The 17119-nt window shown below is 59.4% G+C and carries 14 protein-coding genes; 10 read left to right on the top strand and 4 right to left on the bottom strand.

Going from position 1 to position 17119, the window contains the following annotated elements:
* Window position 1: 1 nt before the first annotated feature.
* The 3 genes from FY152_18515 (at window position 2) to FY152_18505 (ending at window position 3558) form a co-directional block, all read left to right on the top strand.
* Window positions 2-1093 (top strand): thiosulfate sulfurtransferase, encoded by a 1092-nt coding sequence (locus tag FY152_18515; protein UXS34144.1) that lies wholly within the window; start codon window positions 2-4, stop codon window positions 1091-1093.
* Between the two features lie 45 nt (window positions 1094-1138).
* Window positions 1139-2392 (top strand): monooxygenase, encoded by a 1254-nt coding sequence (locus FY152_18510; GenBank protein ID UXS34143.1) that lies wholly within the window; start codon window positions 1139-1141, stop codon window positions 2390-2392.
* Window positions 2393-2601: 209 nt separating this feature from the next.
* Window positions 2602-3558: a cysteine synthase family protein gene (locus FY152_18505; GenBank protein ID UXS34142.1), complete on the top strand. Its 957-nt coding sequence runs from the start codon at window positions 2602-2604 to the stop codon at window positions 3556-3558.
* A gap of 123 nt (window positions 3559-3681) precedes the next feature.
* On the opposite strand, the gene FY152_18500 is transcribed toward FY152_18505, so the two are convergent.
* The 3 genes from FY152_18500 to FY152_18490 are packed head-to-tail and all read right to left on the bottom strand — an operon-like array spanning window position 3682 to window position 6694.
* The gene (locus FY152_18500) at window positions 3682-4950 is read right to left on the bottom strand and encodes an LLM class flavin-dependent oxidoreductase (protein ID UXS34141.1); all 1269 of its coding nucleotides are present in this window, start codon (window positions 4948-4950) and stop codon (window positions 3682-3684) included.
* A gap of 20 nt (window positions 4951-4970) precedes the next feature.
* Window positions 4971-5993 carry an LLM class flavin-dependent oxidoreductase gene (locus FY152_18495; protein UXS34140.1) on the bottom strand — a complete coding sequence of 341 codons (1023 nt, stop codon included), beginning with the start codon at window positions 5991-5993 and terminating at the stop codon, window positions 4971-4973.
* Window positions 5990-6694 (bottom strand): GNAT family N-acetyltransferase, encoded by a 705-nt coding sequence (locus FY152_18490; protein UXS34139.1) that lies wholly within the window; start codon window positions 6692-6694, stop codon window positions 5990-5992. Before FY152_18490 ends, FY152_18495 begins: the two co-directional genes overlap by 4 nt.
* 227 nt (window positions 6695-6921) lie before the next feature.
* Between FY152_18490 and FY152_18485 the strand changes: the two genes are divergently transcribed.
* From FY152_18485 to FY152_18455, 7 genes are read left to right on the top strand one after another with little or no spacing between them, the layout of a single operon-like run.
* Window positions 6922-7923 (top strand): MsnO8 family LLM class oxidoreductase, encoded by a 1002-nt coding sequence (locus FY152_18485; GenBank protein UXS34138.1) that lies wholly within the window; start codon window positions 6922-6924, stop codon window positions 7921-7923.
* A gap of 30 nt (window positions 7924-7953) precedes the next feature.
* Complete coding sequence (locus FY152_18480) at window positions 7954-9591, top strand: ABC transporter substrate-binding protein (GenBank protein UXS34137.1); 1638 nt, start codon at window positions 7954-7956, stop codon at window positions 9589-9591.
* A 36-nt stretch (window positions 9592-9627) separates the two neighbouring features.
* Window positions 9628-11250: an ABC transporter substrate-binding protein gene (locus tag FY152_18475; protein UXS34136.1), complete on the top strand. Its 1623-nt coding sequence runs from the start codon at window positions 9628-9630 to the stop codon at window positions 11248-11250.
* Window positions 11251-11296: 46 nt separating this feature from the next.
* A complete protein-coding gene (locus FY152_18470; GenBank protein UXS34135.1) occupies window positions 11297-12313 on the top strand; it encodes an ABC transporter permease in 1017 nt (338 codons plus the stop codon).
* The gene (locus FY152_18465; protein UXS34134.1) at window positions 12310-13182 is read left to right on the top strand and encodes an ABC transporter permease; all 873 of its coding nucleotides are present in this window, start codon (window positions 12310-12312) and stop codon (window positions 13180-13182) included. The genes FY152_18470 and FY152_18465 overlap by 4 nt, the downstream gene beginning before the upstream one ends.
* Window positions 13179-14825, top strand: a complete 1647-nt coding sequence (locus FY152_18460; protein UXS34133.1) for an ABC transporter ATP-binding protein — start codon at window positions 13179-13181, stop codon at window positions 14823-14825. The genes FY152_18465 and FY152_18460 overlap by 4 nt, the downstream gene beginning before the upstream one ends.
* 60 nt (window positions 14826-14885) lie before the next feature.
* Complete coding sequence (locus FY152_18455; protein UXS34132.1) at window positions 14886-16208, top strand: NtaA/DmoA family FMN-dependent monooxygenase; 1323 nt, start codon at window positions 14886-14888, stop codon at window positions 16206-16208.
* 58 nt (window positions 16209-16266) lie between these two features.
* Here the strand turns inward: FY152_18455 and FY152_18450 are convergent, their stop codons facing one another.
* Entirely contained in the window at window positions 16267-16881 is a 615-nt protein-coding gene (locus FY152_18450; GenBank protein ID UXS35107.1) for a TetR/AcrR family transcriptional regulator, read from the bottom strand.
* Between the last annotated feature and the right edge of the window lie 238 nt (window positions 16882-17119).

Below are 17119 nucleotides of genomic sequence, written 5' to 3'. Positions count from 1 at the left end.
AATGTCCGTACATGCTGTAACCAAAGACCGCCTCATCGAATGGTTGAGAGATGGCAGGGAGCTTGCCGTTCTCGACATTCGCTCCGCAGAAGAGGTGGGGTATGCCTCGCCGCTGTTTGCGACCAACCTTCCGGCTGAAAGACTGGATGCGGAAATCGAGCGCTTCATTCCACGCCGCGTCGTGCGAACCGTTCTGGTGGATGATGGCAAGGGAAGCGCGGAGCAGGCGGCGGAGCGGCTGGCCGCCAGGGGCTGGAGCGACATTCATTTTCTGCGCGGAGGAATTCCGGCGTGGATTGAGGGCGGCGTTGACGCCTTGCCGACATTCGATATTCCCGGCGTTCCCTTCGTCCAGCAGATACGCGGCGAAAAGAACACACCCGTCGTTTTCGCCCGCGAACTCAAGGCGTGGAAGGAAGCCGGCGAAGATGTTGTCGTCATCGACACCCGCACAATAGCGGAATATGAAAAGGCGCACGTTCCGGGTGCCATTGGTGTGCCGGGTGCAGAACTTCTGCTGCGTTTTTCCGACCTCGTGCCCTCACCCAAAACAAGGGTTGTCGTCTCCTGTGCGGGCCTTCCCCGTGCAATCCTTGGCGCCCAGACGTTGATCGACGCCGGTGTCGAAAACGATGTCAGCTATTTGCATGATGGGACGCGCGGCTGGACGGATGACGGGTTTGAACTGGAAACGGGTCTTTCACAAACCTATTCGCCCGCCAGTGATGACGCCAGGCACATCGCAAAGACACGTCTGGAAACATTTTCCCGCGATGACGAGGTGTTGTTTATCGATCATGTCACGGCCGAGACATGGTTGCGGGACCCGGCGCGAACGACCTATTTCCTCGATGTCAGAACACCGGAAGAATTCGCGGTCTCACACCTGCAAGGTTCGATTTCTTCGGAAGGCGGACAGCTTCTCGGTGTTGCCTATCGCACCATTGCCGTGCGCGGAGCGCGGGTCATTCTGGTGGATGACCTGCTGGGCGCCCGCGCAAGCGTGGTTGCCCACTGGCTGAAACGCCGGGGCTTTGAAATCGCCATTCATTTGCACGACTTCGAACAGGGTGCCGAAGCCGCTGCCGCATAGGTCGGCGGGATATTCACCAGAGTGGTCCACAGACAGGAATTTGTAATGACCAATGCCGCCCAGGCCTGGGGTTCCGCTCCCAGCGCACGCTTTGATACGATAGCCGAGAATTTTCGGGGGATTTTTTCCGAAATTGGCAGGGATTCCATACGGCACGATCTCGATCGCGAGCTTCGTTTCGATGATTATCAAGCATTGAAAAAAGCCGGCTTTTCCAGGCTGCGTCTGCCGGAGGAGTTTGGTGGTCTCGGTTTGACGCTTCCGGAGCTTTTCGGGCTCATCATCGAACTGGCGGAAGCGGATCCCAATCTCACCAATGCCTACCGCAGCCACCTGGGGTTCACGGAGGACCTGCTCAACGCTGCAGCTTCGTCATGGCGGGATGCATGGCTTACCCGGATCGGACAGGACGAAACCATCGGCAGCGGTTTTTCCGAATTGGGAGATGCCCGGATTGGAACATATTCCACCCAGCTTACCCGATATGGCGGCGGCTGGCGGCTGAATGGCGAGAAATATTATACGACCGGCTCGCTTTATGCCGACTGGATCACGCTCGGCGCCGTGGATGGCGATGGCGTACCGGTTGGCGCTCTCGTTCCCACCAGGGCGGAAGGCGTTGAGATTCTCAACGACTGGGACGGTTTTGGGCAGGCACTGACGGCCAGCGGTACGGCGCGTTTTACGGACGTGGCGATTTCCGATGATCTCATCAAGCCAAGCGCCCTTCGCTTCAGCTATTCAGGCGGCTTTTTCCAGCTTGTCCATCTGGCCTCACTTGCCGGCATTGGCCGCGCGGCCGCCACGGAAATCGCCCGTCATGTGGCGGAACGCAAGCGGGTCTATCAGCGCAGCAACGCCTCGCGTTTTGCCGAAGACCCACAGGTGCTTCAGGTCGTGGGGCGGGTGAGAGGTGCGGCCTACAGCGCCGGCGTTATCGTGTTAAAGGCGGCAGAAGCCTTGCAGGCTGCCTATGAGGCCAATCTCTCCGGGGATGAGGAGCGCATTGCGCTGGCAAATCGCAATGCGGACCTCGAGGTCAGCCAGTCGGTTACCGTGGTCAGCAATCTGATCCTCGACGCTTCCACGATCCTTTTCGATGCCCTTGGCGCCTCCGCGGCAAAGCGCAGCCATGGTCTGGACCGGCACTGGCGAAACGCCCGCACCATAACCTCGCACAATCCCCGCATTTATCACGACCGTATCGTGGGAGATTTCGCGGTGAACGGCACCCTGCCAATACCGCAGGGAGGTGTGGGAATAGCCCCACGAACTGAGAGCGAAAAAACTGACGCGTGAGAAAGCTGTGCGTCACGGATGGCGCTGCGACGATCGGCCTGGGCAGATTTGCATCATGGGCGAAACACCGTGTCGCCTGAGCGTGAAGATGTCTCGCCAAGCCCGCTTTCAACCTCCTATTTCTTCTCGTCAACGGATGGAAGCCAGGTGAGCCCGCGCCTTGTCCGGGTCGTTTCACATCCCCTTCAATTCAAAACAGGATAGCGAAATTGGGCAGGATCTATCGTGATTTTACGGAACTCGTCGGCAACACGCCGCTCGTGGAACTCGCCAGAATAGCGGAGAAATACGATCTTTCGTCGAGGATCCTTGCCAAGATCGAGTACCTCAATCCCGCAGGCAGCGTGAAAGACCGAACCGCATGGGGCATCATCCGCGAAGCGGAGAAGAACGGCAAATTGAAGCCGGGTGATCTTCTTTTTGATCTCACCAGTGGCAATACGGGTATAGGATTTGCGGCTGTCGCCGCCGCGCGCGGATATCGCACGAAATTTTACCTTCGCAATACGATCAGCGAGGATAAGATCAATATTCTGCGCCAATTTGGATCCGAGATCGAACTGATCGAAAACGAGGAGCTTTTCCAGCCCGATGCGATCCATCGCATTATCGATCGGATCAAGGGTGAAAACCCTGACGCCTTTTACACCGGTCAGCGCTCCAATGACGCCAACCCGCAGGTGCATTTCGAGACGACCGGGCCCGAGATTTGGCGCGATACCGACGGAAACATCGATATTCTGGTGGCTACGGTTGGTACGGGCGGCACCGTTTCCGGTGCCGGGCGCTTTCTCAAGTCGCAAAACCCGGAAATAAAAATTGTCGTTGCCGAGCCTACGCCGGAGTCCGTTCCGTCCCCCGATAACCCTGGGGCACCGACGATCGAAGGCGTTCACAAGGTCACGGAGGTGGAGGAAAGCACCCTGCCGGAGACTTACAACAAGGGCGTTGTGGATGAGGTTGTCGCCGTTACGACCGAGCAGGCGCGGCGGGCGGCACTTGCTGTCGCAAGGGAGGAAGGCCTCCTGGTCGGAACCTCGTCCGGCGCTGCCATCGCGGTTGCCATCGAACTTTCACGGCGCGTGGAAAACAGGGGCAAGACGATTGCCGTCGTCTTTCCCGATAGTGGTGAGCGATATCTTTCGCTTTTTGATGCGCTGGACTGAAAGATCAAGCAAGGGGTACGGAATTTAGAATTCCGTGGCGCACTCGTTTGAAAGCAAGTGCCGACAGGCCTTGAAAAAGGTGGCCTGTCGGTATTTCTCGTAGGTCCCGGAGTGAACCAAGGATCAATGCACGGCGAGGCCGAGATTGCCCCGCAATGTCTGCGTTTCATATTGCTGTCGGTAGACGCCCCATTCCTGAAGATAGGGAATGACCTTGTCGACGAACTCATCAAAGCCTGTTGGCGTAAGATGCGGGGCAAAAACGAAGCCGTCGGCGGCGTTTTCCTGAACGTAGTTGTTGATCTGTCTCGCCACCGTTTCCGGCGTGCCGATGAAATGCTGGCGTGCCGTCACCTTGATGATGAGCTGACGGATGCTCAATTTTTCGCGCTTGGCGATTTCCCGCCAGGTGCGGGCGGTTTCCAGCCGGTCGTCGACACGGCTCGCACGGCCTTGCGCAACTGCAGGAGAGGCGACTTCGGGGTCGATCTCCGGCAGCGGTCCATCCGGGTCATAAGAAGAGAGATCGCGATTCCATACCTGTTCCAGAAATACGATCGCGTTTTTCGGGCTTACCTGCTGCAAACGAATGGCGCGCTGCCGTTCCTCGGCATCTTCCTGGCTGTCGCCCAGAACGAAAGCGGCGCCGGGCAATATTTTCAGGTCGTCCGCGCTGCGGCCATATCTGGAAAGCCGCGCCTTGACGTCCTTGTAGAAGGCCTGCCCATCCTCAAGCGTGCCGTGGCGGGAATAGATGACATCGGCGTGGCTGGCGGCTAGCTCGCGGCCGGTCTCGGAATCTCCGGCCTGCGCGATGACGGGAGCGCCTTGCGGCGAGGGTGGCAGATCGGAACGGCCGGCGATATCGAAGTGCTTGGACTTGAAGGCAAAATCCTGCCCCTTCCAGATGGCCCGCGTCGCCTCGATAAATTCCCTTGCGCGCTCATAACGTTCGGCAAAGGGCAGATGGTCGCCTCTTCGGAAATTCGCGCCGGTAAAGGCGCCGGGCGAGGTGACGACATTCCAGCCGGCGCGGCCGTTTGAAAGGGTATCAAGCGTGGCAAGCTGGCGGGCTAACGGATAGGGCTCGTTAAATGTTGTGGTGAGCGTTCCGATCAGGCCCACATTGGTGGTGACGGCGGAGATTGCCGTCAGGATCGCCAATGTGTTCGGCCGCCCAACCACATCCAGTTCGTGGAAACGACCCTTCTGTTCGCGTACCCGTAACCCCTCTGCGAGGAAAATGAAGTCCAGTTTTCCCCGCTCCACCGTTTCGGCGAAATGCCTGAAAGACGAGAAGGCGATCTGGCTGCCGGCCGCTGGATCGCTCCAGACCGTGAAGTTGTTGACGCCCGGAAACTGGGCCCCGATGATGACTTGCTTCTTTGACATGGTGTTATTTCCGATGGCTTTCAGGCGGCTGCGACGGCGTAACGGTTCACGGCGGCAGGCAATGACAGGCGGTCACGCAGCGTCGATCCGCGTCCTGGTTGCGCAAGTCCGGCATTGCGAAGCGCCGGCAGGATATGATCCGCGAGGGGTGCAAGGTCCCGTTCCGGTTGCCGTGGCAGGAAGCGGATGCCATCCAGCCCCGCTGCGGCCAATGCACGTGCCTGCGAAATCGTCGTCTCCACGTCACTCTTCCATTGCGGGATCGTATCTTTTTCGGGCTCGTCAGCCCCAATGCCGATGTCGGCAAGGAGCCGCAGCTCCGGATGTCTGGATTTGAGCCCCCTCACCAGCGACAAAAGCTCGCTCTCGCTTGCACGCAGGAAGGCGAGATCGACGGCGGAGGTCGGAAGGGTGCTGTCTTCAGGTCCCACTATGGCAGCGATGACGGGCTGGCCTTGTGGAGGCCGCGGTGTGATCGACGGGCCGAGGACGTTAAAATTTGCGCCCCTGAAATCGACATAGCGCAATTTTGCGCCGTCAATGAAGCGCTGGCTTTCCGGATCGCGGATGACGGCGTCATCTTCCCAGCTGTCCCAGAGCCGACGAATGACGTCTATCGCTTCATCGAAATCCCGTTCGAGCGCCTGGCGGTTGTTTTCCGGATAGCCGTTAAGCTCCCCTGTCGCGCGTCTTGCCGCAGCCGCCCGGCTGCCCTCAAGCGGTTGCGCAAGAAGGCCGGCACGACCTTCGGTAACGTAATCGAGTGTGGCGATGGCGGTCGATACATGGAAGGGTTCAAGGAAGTTGATCGGCGCACCGGCGAGGATGCCGGCATGGCTGGTTCGGGCGCCAAGCCAGTTTGCGAGCAATATGGCGTCGAGGCCATCGCCTGTGGAGCACGCAAAATCGTCTTCAAGGGTGATGAGATCGAAACCTTCGTCAAGACGCCGGAGAAGGCCATTTGACTTGCTGTCTTGCCCGAATACATCAAGCGAACGGTGACTGAGGTCTATGCCCAGATGAAAATTCGTTGCGAAAGTCATGTCGCACTCCGTGCTGAGGGTTGAGCCGTACGGGCGGAAAGCACGCTCTGGTACGATAGTTCATCGCGTCCGGCCTCAGCCCGTGCTGCGCTGTGTCCGGCAAAGCGCGCCAGGATTTTCGCCTCCTGCCCTTCCTTTAAAGCTTTCACTCGCGCGGTCGCCTCTTCGAAGGAAGCGGCGGGAGGATAGACGGGCGTGTTTCCCCTGTGCCCGGCCCTGGCACCGATGTGCTTTTCGAAAGGTAGCGAGCGATAAAGATGCGGATCGGCCGCCGGGTCGAAAAGCGGGCGATATCCAAGGCTGAGGTAAAGCGCCACGGCTTCCGGCTGACGAAATCCGGTCGAGAGATAGGTGCGGGTATAGCCAAGGGCTGCAGCGCTTTCTTCAAGCGCCGACATGATGGTGCGGGCAAGTCCCTGACGTCGCAGCGATGGATCGGTCCATATCCGCTTTATTTCGGCCGTTTCGTCGTCGTGGCTCATGAAGGCGCCGCCGGCAATGGTCCTGCCATCTCGCTGCACCAGCAGGAGATCGCCCAGCGGCGGGGAGTAGAGCCCTTCCGGATATCGGAATATCTCGCCGCGCGCACCGCCGGGGCGATCTGTCGCGCCATATCGCCCGTCATATTCGCTGATCAGGCCTTCGATGAGAGGTTGGGTCAAGGGGTGAAGTAAAGAGGAGTGAATGATGACATCGGGCATGGCTTGTCTCGCTTGGACACGAAAGCCGGCTGTCCGGGCGGTGCTGATCAGGCGTTGAAAGCTTGCACCGGCCTCAGCCGCGGGCAGAAGCATGGCGCAAGGCATGCGGCTTTGGCGCGGCATGATCTTTTATTGTGCAATTGAATAAGGAAATATCATTGCTCGATTATTTATATCACTAAAAATATAGATTTTATCAAATTAATGACCGTTACCTTGGAGTGTCGATGACCTTTGGTTTGAGCTTTCTCGACAAGAGTCCGATCCATCACGATGAAAGCGCCGTGGCGGCGCTGCAAAGAACAGTGACGCTGGCGCAAAAAGCGGAAGCTCACGGCTTCCTGCGCTTCTGGGTTGCCGAGCACCATAACTCGCCAAAACTGGCAAGCTCGTCTCCCGAAGTGCTGATCGGTTTTCTGTTGGCGCAGACCCAGCGGATCAATATCGGCTCTGGAGGCGTTATGCTGCAGCATTACAGCGCCTACAAGGTCGCCGAAAACTTCAAGCTCCTTTCAACGCTTGCGCCCGGCCGTGTCGATCTGGGCATTGGCAAGGCGCCGGGTGGGCTTCCACTCTCCACGCGTGCCCTTCAGGGCGCCTATGATCCGGCGCGCAAGCCCTCGTTTGAACGGCAGCTTGAGGATCTCGAGCAGTATGTCAGCGATGACGGAGCAGAAACTCGGGGTGAAGACAGGCTTGCGGCCTATCCCCTTCCGCCTTCGCCGCCAAACCGTTTCCTGCTCGGGGCGAGCCCGGAAAGTGGGCGGCTTGCCGGCAGGCTGAGATGGAACTTCGTTTATGCCGGCCATATCCATGGCAATGAGGCGGCCATTTCCGAGGCGCTGGATGCGTTCAGAACCGCCGGCGGCAAATATGCGGTTCTCGCCGTGGCCGTCGTGGTTGCCGAAACCGATGAGGCCGCAGATGCGCTTGCGGTTGAAAGCCGTCGCTTTCGCGTCGAGGTTGAAGGCGGGCAGGGCGTGAATGTCGGCAGCGAGGAGCAGGCCCGGGAATATGTCCGGCAAGCAGGCGCGACGCATTATCGTATCGAGGAACGCAGCCCGCTTATCGTGCGCGGTTCGCCATCCACTGTCCGTGCCGAACTGCTCCGGCTTCATCACCATCATGGCATCGACGAATTCGTCGTGGATTGCCCCGTATCCGACGGCGCGCATCGCCTGAAGACAATCGAATATCTGGCGGCAGCCAGCCGCGCTCTCGCTGCGTGAAGGCAGGCCATTCGGCACAGGGGATTAGATATGGTAACCAGACGTCATTTCATTCTGGCAACGAGCGCCGCAGCGATTTTTGCCGGCAGCCGGGTCGCCTTCGGTGCAGGCGATACCACGCAGAAACCGACGAGCGGCGGTTCGTTGATCTGGGCTGTGGAGACCGAGCCAAGCACGCTCAATCCGCATCTGAACGGGCAGGCCAAGGCGAAGCTCATTCTGCGCAATGCCTATGAGTCGCTTCTGGCCCGTACGCCCGATGGCGGTTATGCGCCATGGCTGGCTAAAAGCTATTCGATCTCCGACGACGGCAAACAATACACTTTCATCTTGCGCGACGACGTGACGTTCAGCGATGGCGAGAAGTTCAACGCTGCCGCGGTGGCGCTCAATTTCACCAAGCTGAAGGAGCCGACCTATTCCGGCAGTATCAGCGCCGGCCACCTGTCTCACGTCACCGAAGCGCTTGCCGTGGACGAGCACACGCTCGTCCTTAAGCTCGGGCGGGTCTATGCGCCTTTCCTTGACGGCGCTTCCGGTATTGAAATCCTGTCGCCGCGGGCCTTCTCTTCACCGCAGCTGAAATCCGGAGGGCCTGGAATCGCCGGCACCGGGCCGTTCGTTCTCGACCGTTACGTCAAGGGTCAGGAAATCCGTTTCGTCAAAAATCCCGGTTACAACTGGGCGCCGGCGACTGCCGGCCATCAGGGGCCAGCCTATCTGGATGAGGTGACCTATCGTTTCCTGCCGGAATCCGCCGTGCGCAGCGGTGCTCTGTCTTCCGGTCAGGTCCAGGTGATCGAGGGAATTCCGGGCAATGATGCAGGTCTCTTCCGGGACGACCCGGAATTTTCCTATCAGACGGCAATCAATACCGGTACGCCCTATACGCTTTACCTCAACGTCAATTACGGGCCGACTGCCGACGTTAAAATACGCAGGGCATTTCAGGCGGCGGTTGACGTGGACCAGATCCTGCAAGCCGTCTATCGCGGCGAACGCCAGCGTGCCTGGGGTATTCTCACCCCCGCGGATACCGATTTCTACGACAAGAGCATCGAGCAGGCCTATGGTTTCAATCCGAAGCTTGCCAATAGCCTGCTCGATGAAGCCGGCTGGTCCGCCCGCGACGGTGATGGTTTCCGCGTGAAGGACGGCAAGCGATTGACGATCGAGGTCGTGCAGTCGCAATCGACCGTGCGTGACCAGCGCGATATTCTCCTGCAGGCGGTGCAGGCACAGCTGCGCCAGAATGCCGGTATCGATCTTGCCTTGCAATATGTCGATGCGGGGACCTATTCCAGCCGCCAGAAGGACGGCCAGTACGGCATTATTCCGAATTCGACGACGACGCAGGAAAACGGCGTCACGATCTATTTCCACTATCTGCCGCGCGACAAGGGCGGATCGATCAATTACAGCCGCACCGAGGCGCCGGAAATATCCGCCTGGCTGGATGAGGCGGCATCGACGCTCGATCAGCAAAAACGCTTCGAAATCTACGCGAAATTGCAGCGTTATGCGCTTCTGGAGCAGGCACTCGGACTGCCTCTTTATGTGCCCGACGACCAGATTGCCGCTTCGGTCGCGGTCAAGGGTGTCGGCTTCAGACCCTTCAAACGCCTTCCCGATAATGCCTACGATATCTGGCTTCAGCAAAACGCCTGATCCGTCGGCGATTCAATATTTTAATGGAGTTTAAGTATGCTCAATCGCAGACAGTTCGTCGTCGCAGGCACCGCGCTGCTGGCAATTTCGGCCTTCCCGGTGCTGTCTTCTGCGCAGGACGCCAAGCCCGTCAGTGGCGGTACATTGACCTGGGGTGTCGAGACGGAACCGGCGACGCTCAATCCGCAACTGAACGGCCAGGACAAGACCAAGCTTTTGCTGCGAAACGCCTATGAATCGCTTCTGGCGCGGACTGCCGATGGCGGATATGTGCCGTGGCTCGCGACCGGCCACAGCATTTCCGAGGATGGCAAGACCTATACGTTCAAGCTGCGTGACGACGTCACCTTCACCGACGGCCAGAAATTCGATGCGCAGGCGGTGATCGCCAATTTCGAAAAGCTTAAAGATCCTGCCTATTCCACCAGCGTCAGCGCCGGTCCTGTTTCGCGCATCGCCGAGCTGAAGGCTGTCGATTCCCATACGGTATCTTTCACCCTGAAAGACATTTACGCACCCTTCCTCGATTATGTCGCGGGCCTCGAAATCCTGTCGCCGGCGGCTTTTGCATCGCCGCAGATCAAGGCTGGCGGACCGGAAGTCGCCGGAACCGGTCCTTTCATTCTCAAGCGCTACGTCAAGGGTCAGGAAATCCAGTTCGAAAAGAACCCCGATTATAATTGGGCGCCGAAGACCGCCAGACACCAGGGAGCGGCCTATCTCGATCAGGTGACCTATCGTTTCCTGCCGGAATCCTCGGTAAGGACCGGCGCACTGACCTCCGGGCAGCTCGATGTGATCGAAGGGATTTCGGGCAACGACGCGGCTCTCTTCAAGGATAATCCCGACTTTACCTATCAGACGGCGCTCAATACGGGCACGCCTTACTCGCTCTTCCTCAATGTCACCTGGGGTCCGACGCAGGATGTCAAAGTACGCAAGGCGCTCCTCGCTTCGCTTGATATCGACAAGGTCCTGAAGGCGGTTTATCGCGGTGAACGCACCCGTGCCTGGGGCATCACCTCGCCGATCGATCCGCAGTTTTATGACAAGAGCATCGAGAACGCTTACGGGGCAGATGCTGAACTGGCCAACAGGTTGCTGGACGAAGCGGGCTGGCGCGAGAAGGATGCGGACGGTTTCCGCACCAAGGACGGCAAGCGTCTGACCATTGATGTCGTGCAGGCGCAGGCCACGGTGCGCGATCAGCGCGATGTCCTTTTGCAGGCGCTGCAGGCGCAGGCCCGGCAAGTGGCGGGCATCGATCTAGCCATCAATTATGTCGATGCGGGCACCTATACGGATCGCCGCAAGACCGGCCAGTTCGGCTCCATCGCCAATTCCAACACGCCGACGGATGCGATCGACATTGAATATCATTACCTGCCGCTTCAGAAGGGTGGCACCATCAACTACAGCCGCGCCGAAGCGCCGGAACTGGCGCAATGGCTGAACGCGGCGGCATCGACCCTCGATCAGAAAAAGCGTTTCGAGGTTTATGCCAAGCTGCAGCGTTTCGCGATTGTCGATCAGGCTTACGCCATCCCGCTTTATGAGCCCGAAGATCAGGTTGCCGCCGCAAAACATGTGAAAGGCATCAGCTTCCGGCCGTTCAAGCAATTGCCTGAAAACGCCTACGACGTGTGGCGGAGCGAATAGTCCTTCAGGACCGGCTGACAACTGAAACAAAGTGAGATTGGACGGCATGAGCGCTGACAATGTGACATCCCTGGGCCAGGCACCGACGTCCTTTTTCCGCCGCGGGCGTTTCCGGCGGCGGGGCGGCCTGCCGCTTCAGGTTCTCGGCCGCATCGGCTCGGGCATACTGGTCCTGTGGGCGGCGGTGACGCTGAGCTTTATCAGCATCCAGCTTGCCCCCGGAGACATTGTCAGCCTGCTGATCGGTGAACAGATCCGCACGCCCGAGGTTGAGGCGGCCATCCGTGCCGAGTGGGGGCTGGATCAGTCCATTCTCGACCAGTATCTCGCTTATCTGACACGACTGCTGCACGGCGATTTCGGCCGCTCTTATATTCTGCAGACCGATATATCGAGCCTTGTGGCAACGCAGATGCTGCCGACGCTGAAGCTGACTGCCGCCGCACTTGCGGTTGCCATCGTCTTCGCGGTCACAAGCGCCATCCTCACCGCCGGCAAACCCATATCGCGCAGCATTGCCGGCGGTCTGGAACTGACGCTGATCTCCACGCCGACATTCTGGCTGGGCATTCTGCTGCTTTACGTCTTTTCATTCACCTTCAAGATTTTCCCCGTTTCCGGCGACCGGAACCTGTCGGCGCTGGTGCTGCCGGCCCTGTCGCTTGGCCTGTCGCTCGGCGCCGTTCTTGGACAGGTCCTGCGTGAAGGGCTGGAACGGGCGCTTGAGGAGCCTTTTGCGCTGACGGTTCGTAGCTGGGGCGCAAGCGATCTTGTCCTCAGGCTGCGCCACGGCCTTCGCCATGCCGCGCTCCCGACCGTAACCCTTGCCGGCTGGCTGGTCGGCAATCTTTTGTCCGGCGCCGTCATCACCGAAGCGGTGTTCGGACGTCCGGGCCTCGGGCGGATAACAGTCGACGCCGTTCTTGCACATGACATGCCGGTGGTCCTGGCGGTCGCCATCCTGTCCGCACTCATCTATGTGGTGATGAGCACGCTCGTGGATGTCCTGTACCTGCTGCTTGATCCCAGACTGCGCAGTGAGGGTGGGAGGAAAAAGCCATGAGCATTTCCTTCGACACGCCCCTATCCGCCACCGGGCGTCTGCGACAGGTTTTATCGGTGCTGTTTGCCAGACCGGGGCTGACACTCTCATCACTGTTTCTGCTTTTTGTGGCAACGGCGACCATCTGGCCGCAATTTGTCACCGCCGCCAATCCCCTGCTGGCTGATCCCCTGCAAGCGCAGATGCCGCCATCTGCCGAACATTGGTTCGGAACCGACCATCTGGGCCGTGATGTCTTTTCGCGGGTGGTCTATGGCGCGCGTTATTCGATCCTGATCGGTGTCAGCGCCATCGTCATTGCCGCGCTGGTCGGTTCCCTTCTCGGCCTTGTCGCCGGTCTTGCACGCGGCGCGGTGGATGAACTGATATCGCGGTTTCTAGATGTCGTATCGTCGTTCCCGGATCTGCTTCTGGCGCTGGTGCTGATCTCGTTTACCGGGCCGGGAACGGTCAATCTCATTTTCGCGCTCGGTGTCGCTTCCGTGCCGCGTTTTGCCCGCGTGGTGCGCGCCCAGACCTTCGTCATCGCCAGAAGCGGTTATGTGGAACAGGCGAAAACCTTCGGTCTCGGCCGCTTTACGCTGGTCACCCGGCATGTGCTGCCGCATGCGATAGCACAGGTTCCCATTCTGGCGACGATCGGCCTCGGCTCCACCATCATTCAGGCAGCGGGCCTCAGCTTTCTCGGCATGGGGCCGCAACCGCCAATCCCCGAATGGGGTGCCATGCTGGCGGAAGCGCGCAATTATCTGCGGGTGGCGTGGTGGATCGGCATCTGGCCGGGCCTCGCCATCACCCTCACCGTCATTGCCATCAGCATTCTGGGAAAACGCTGGCAGCTCGCATTCGAAGGCAGGAGACGGGCATGACGCCGCTTATCGATGTGCGCAATCTGAAGATCGGTTTTCCGCGCGGCAACGGTGACAACACCGTCGTACACGGCATCGATCTGACCATCTATCGCGGCGAAACCGTCGCGCTTGTCGGGGAATCCGGGTCAGGAAAATCGGTCACTGCCCGTTCGTTGATCGGGCTTGCCGGTCATGCCGCCAGGGTGACAGCGGACAGGTTCGAGGTAGCGGGAGAAAATGTGCTGGGCCTGCGCGAAGCAGACTGGCGACGTCTTCGCGGGGAGAAGATTGGCTTTGTCCTGCAGGATGCGCTGGTCTCGCTCGATCCGCTGCGCCGGATTTCGCAGCAGCTTTCCGATGCCGCCGGCCGTCGGAAACTCTTTGCCCGTGCGCCGGAAGGTTTCGACAGCCATGTGCTGTTGAAGTCTGTCGGCATTCCCGATCCCGTTCGCCGGCTGCGCCAATATCCGCACCAGCTTTCCGGTGGGCTGCGGCAGCGCGCCCTAATCGCGACGGCAATCGCCCGCAACCCCTCGCTGTTGATCGCAGATGAACCGACCACGGCACTCGATGCGACGGTGCAGAAACAGATTCTCGATCTGCTGGCCGAACGTCGAAAAGCTGGACATACGCTGCTGTTGATCAGCCATGATCTGGCGGTGGTCTCGCGTCTTGCCGACCGCGTTCTTGTCATGAACGAAGGCAGAATCGTCGAGGAAGGGCCAACGCAAGAGCTGTTGCGTCGGCCGAAACGCGCCTATACGCGCCAATTGCTCGACGCCGTGCCATCGGCCGGATCGAAGGGTTATCGGCTTTCGTCAGCGGTGCCGCTGCCGGTTGACGGCGGGGGAGCACCAGTTTCGCAACGCGAGCCGCTGCCGCTGAGGACCGTCCATCCGGGCAAGCATGTTCTTTCAGTCCACAATCTCGTCAAACATTACGGCGGTCCGGAAAACGCGCCTGTCGTCAACGATGTCTCCTTCGAGCTTTCCGCCGGTGAGGCGCTTGGCATCGTGGGCGAGTCCGGTTCCGGAAAGACGACCGTCGCAAAAATGGTTCTGGGGCTTGTCGAACCCGAGGAAGGCACGGTTTTGATCGAGGGCCAGCCATGGAACAATGTTGCGGAAAGCCTGCGCAGATCGCGCCGCGGCACCATGCAGCTGATCGCCCAGGATGCCTTCAGCTCCTTCGATCCGCGTTATACGGTTGAGAAGATTGTTGGCGAAAGCCTCGATGTCACTGGGCTTCGCGGTGCTGAGCGTCGTGACCGCGTGCTGGAAGTCCTCGAAGCCGTTCGGCTGGGCGGCGATTTCCTCAGCCGTTATCCCCGCGAGCTTTCAGGCGGGCAGCGCCAGCGCGTGGCCATCGCCAGAGCATTTGCCCCGCGCCCGCGCCTCCTGGTCGCCGACGAGCCGGTGAGCGCATTGGATGTTTCGGTTCAGGCGCAGGTTCTCGATCTTCTCGCGGAACTCCAGGCGGCATCCGGCACCTCGCTGCTGTTCATCTCTCATGATCTCGGTGTCGTGCGCCACCTGACCGACCGGGTGCTAGTGATGAAAGACGGTCGCATCGTCGAAAGCGGCGATGTCGCAGAGGTATTCTCCGCTCCCCGGCATGGCTACACGCGAAAACTGATCGATGCGGTTCCCGTGCTTGCGTGAGCCCGCCATTTGCCTGCCATCCGGCAAGAAACACGAACCAGCATTGAAAAGGAACCGATCATGGCGCTCACTCGCCCCCGACGTCTGAAAACACTCACCGGTGCAAGCAGCGTGGTTGCCGCATCGAACGACCCCATTGCGACAACCGGCATCAAACGCGCGGTGGAACTGGCGAAAAAGGCCGAAGCTGAAAAGATCACCGGCCTGTTTACAGCCGATCTTCTTCATATCGATCCCGCCGGTCTTGCTGGTACGGCAGGCATTCAGGAGCCGATCGTGACGCTGGCGGCGCTCAGCCAGGCGACATCGCGGATCGGTTTGATCGCGACGATTTCCACCACCTTCCATCACCCTTACAATCTTGCGCGCCAGATCGGCACGCTGGATCACCTCAGCGGCGGCCGCGCGGGCTGGAATGCAGTGACATCTTCCGTCGGCGAGGAAAATTTCGGCGAAGCCTTGCCAAGCCCGGAGGAGCGTTACGAGCGCGCAGCGGAGTTCATCGAAGTCGTCAACGCCCTTTATGATGCCAACGAGCGGGACGCGGCCCAGCGCAAATCCTCGGGCGCAATCGCAGTGGATCCCGCCAAATTTCACCCCATCGCCTATAAGGGTCGGTATTTCAGCGTGCAGGGACCGCTCAATGTGCCGCCGCTGCCGCAGGGCAGGGCCGTGCTGTTCCAGGCCGGCCAGTCGGAAGCGGGTGTTACCGTTGGCGCACGTTATGCCGAGGTTGTCTACACATCGCAGCCTCGTTTCGAAGATGCCGTCGCATTCGCGACCGAATTGCGGCGGCGGGCAATAGCTTTCGGCCGTGCCGGCGGCCTGCCCCTGATCATGAATTCCTTCCACGCGGTCATTGGCGAGTCCGATGCGGATGTCGCACGTCGATTGAAGGAAAAGCATGAGCGCATCGACTACGAGCAGGGGCGACTGAAACTGGCGGATATGCTGGGCGGCGATCTCGACCTTTCCGGCTTGCCGCTTGACCAGTCCCTACCCGATACCTTGCTGCCGGACGTGACAAGCATCAACCGCAGACGCGGTCGGGTGGAAGTTTTCCGCCGCTACGTCAAGCAGGGGCTGTCATTGCGCGAATTGATTATCCAGGCCCAGGAAACGGGGCATTGGTCCGTGGCGGGTACGCCCGAGAAACTTGTGGATGCCATCGAGGAGCGATATCGCGCGGGAATTCTCGACGTTCTTTCTCTTCACGGGTTTGGCAATCCCGAGCAGGAGGACCTTCTGGTCAACGGACTTCTGCCGGAACTGCGCCGCCGTGCAATCATCGACACTGATTATATAAGCGACGACTTCCGCGGCAACCTCCAGCTACCCGAATTTGCAGCCTCGGACAATTTCACCGGCGCACGTACGGCTTAGGTGCTCGTCGTCAGACCAAGCGAGCCGGCGGGGCATTGGCCGCGTCGGCTGAAGGCAGTTAAGCCAGCAACCCGCGCATAATCAATTCCAGATGAATCTTGAGAACCGCCTTCCTGTCCAGACTACGCCGGTCGTCAAAAATCAGCCTGAACACCAATGTTCCGACCATTGGTGACATCACGACCTTGGCGAGTTCCGGCGGGTTGGCCCTGAACCTCTTTTTCGCCACGCCCTCTTCGAGAATTGCATCGATGCGCGCGAATACCGGTGCCATCAACACATCATGGTGCTGGTCTATGAGATCGGGGAATTTTGCGCCTTCCGCGACTATGAGGCGGAACAGCTCCCGCATCATCCTGTTGTCGACAAGCGCGTCGAACAGGAACTCGAGCAACAGGCGAAGCTCTTCGACGGGGTCTTCGGACGTGCGCGCATAGGCCTTGAAGGTCTCCTGAAAAGGGGCAGAGGCATGTCTGATCATTGCCTCGAACAGCGCTTCCTTGGTTTCGAAATAGACGTAGACCGTGCCTTTCGTCACTCCCACCCGCTCGGCAATGTCTTCAACCCGCGTCGCCGTAAATCCCCTTTTGGTAAATTCCTCAAATGCGGCGTCGAGAATTTGCAGCGGACGTTGTATCTTCTGTTCAGCACGTGTCAGCTTTGCTTTTGCCATACCCCGGATCCCTACGTATTTGGGCGCGTGCCATTTTGTCCGTCGTGATCGGCGGAATGACAGGTCGCTTGCTATAGCACCGGCGCAAAAACCGGAATCGATTTTTGCAAGAGGTGGTGCGTGGTTCAATATGCCAAAGCATCCCGCATGCGCGTGAAAGCGCGTGGCGGGAAAACTCTTGCAATGATCATTCGGGACGCTCGATCCGGTGTCCAAAAGGTTCTTCGATCGGCGATGC

It is taken from the genome of Agrobacterium tumefaciens (assembly GCA_025560025.1).
Lineage (GTDB): Bacteria > Pseudomonadota > Alphaproteobacteria > Rhizobiales > Rhizobiaceae > Agrobacterium.
Note: the sequence above shows the minus strand (reverse complement) of the source record. Positions and strands in the feature narration are given on the sequence as shown.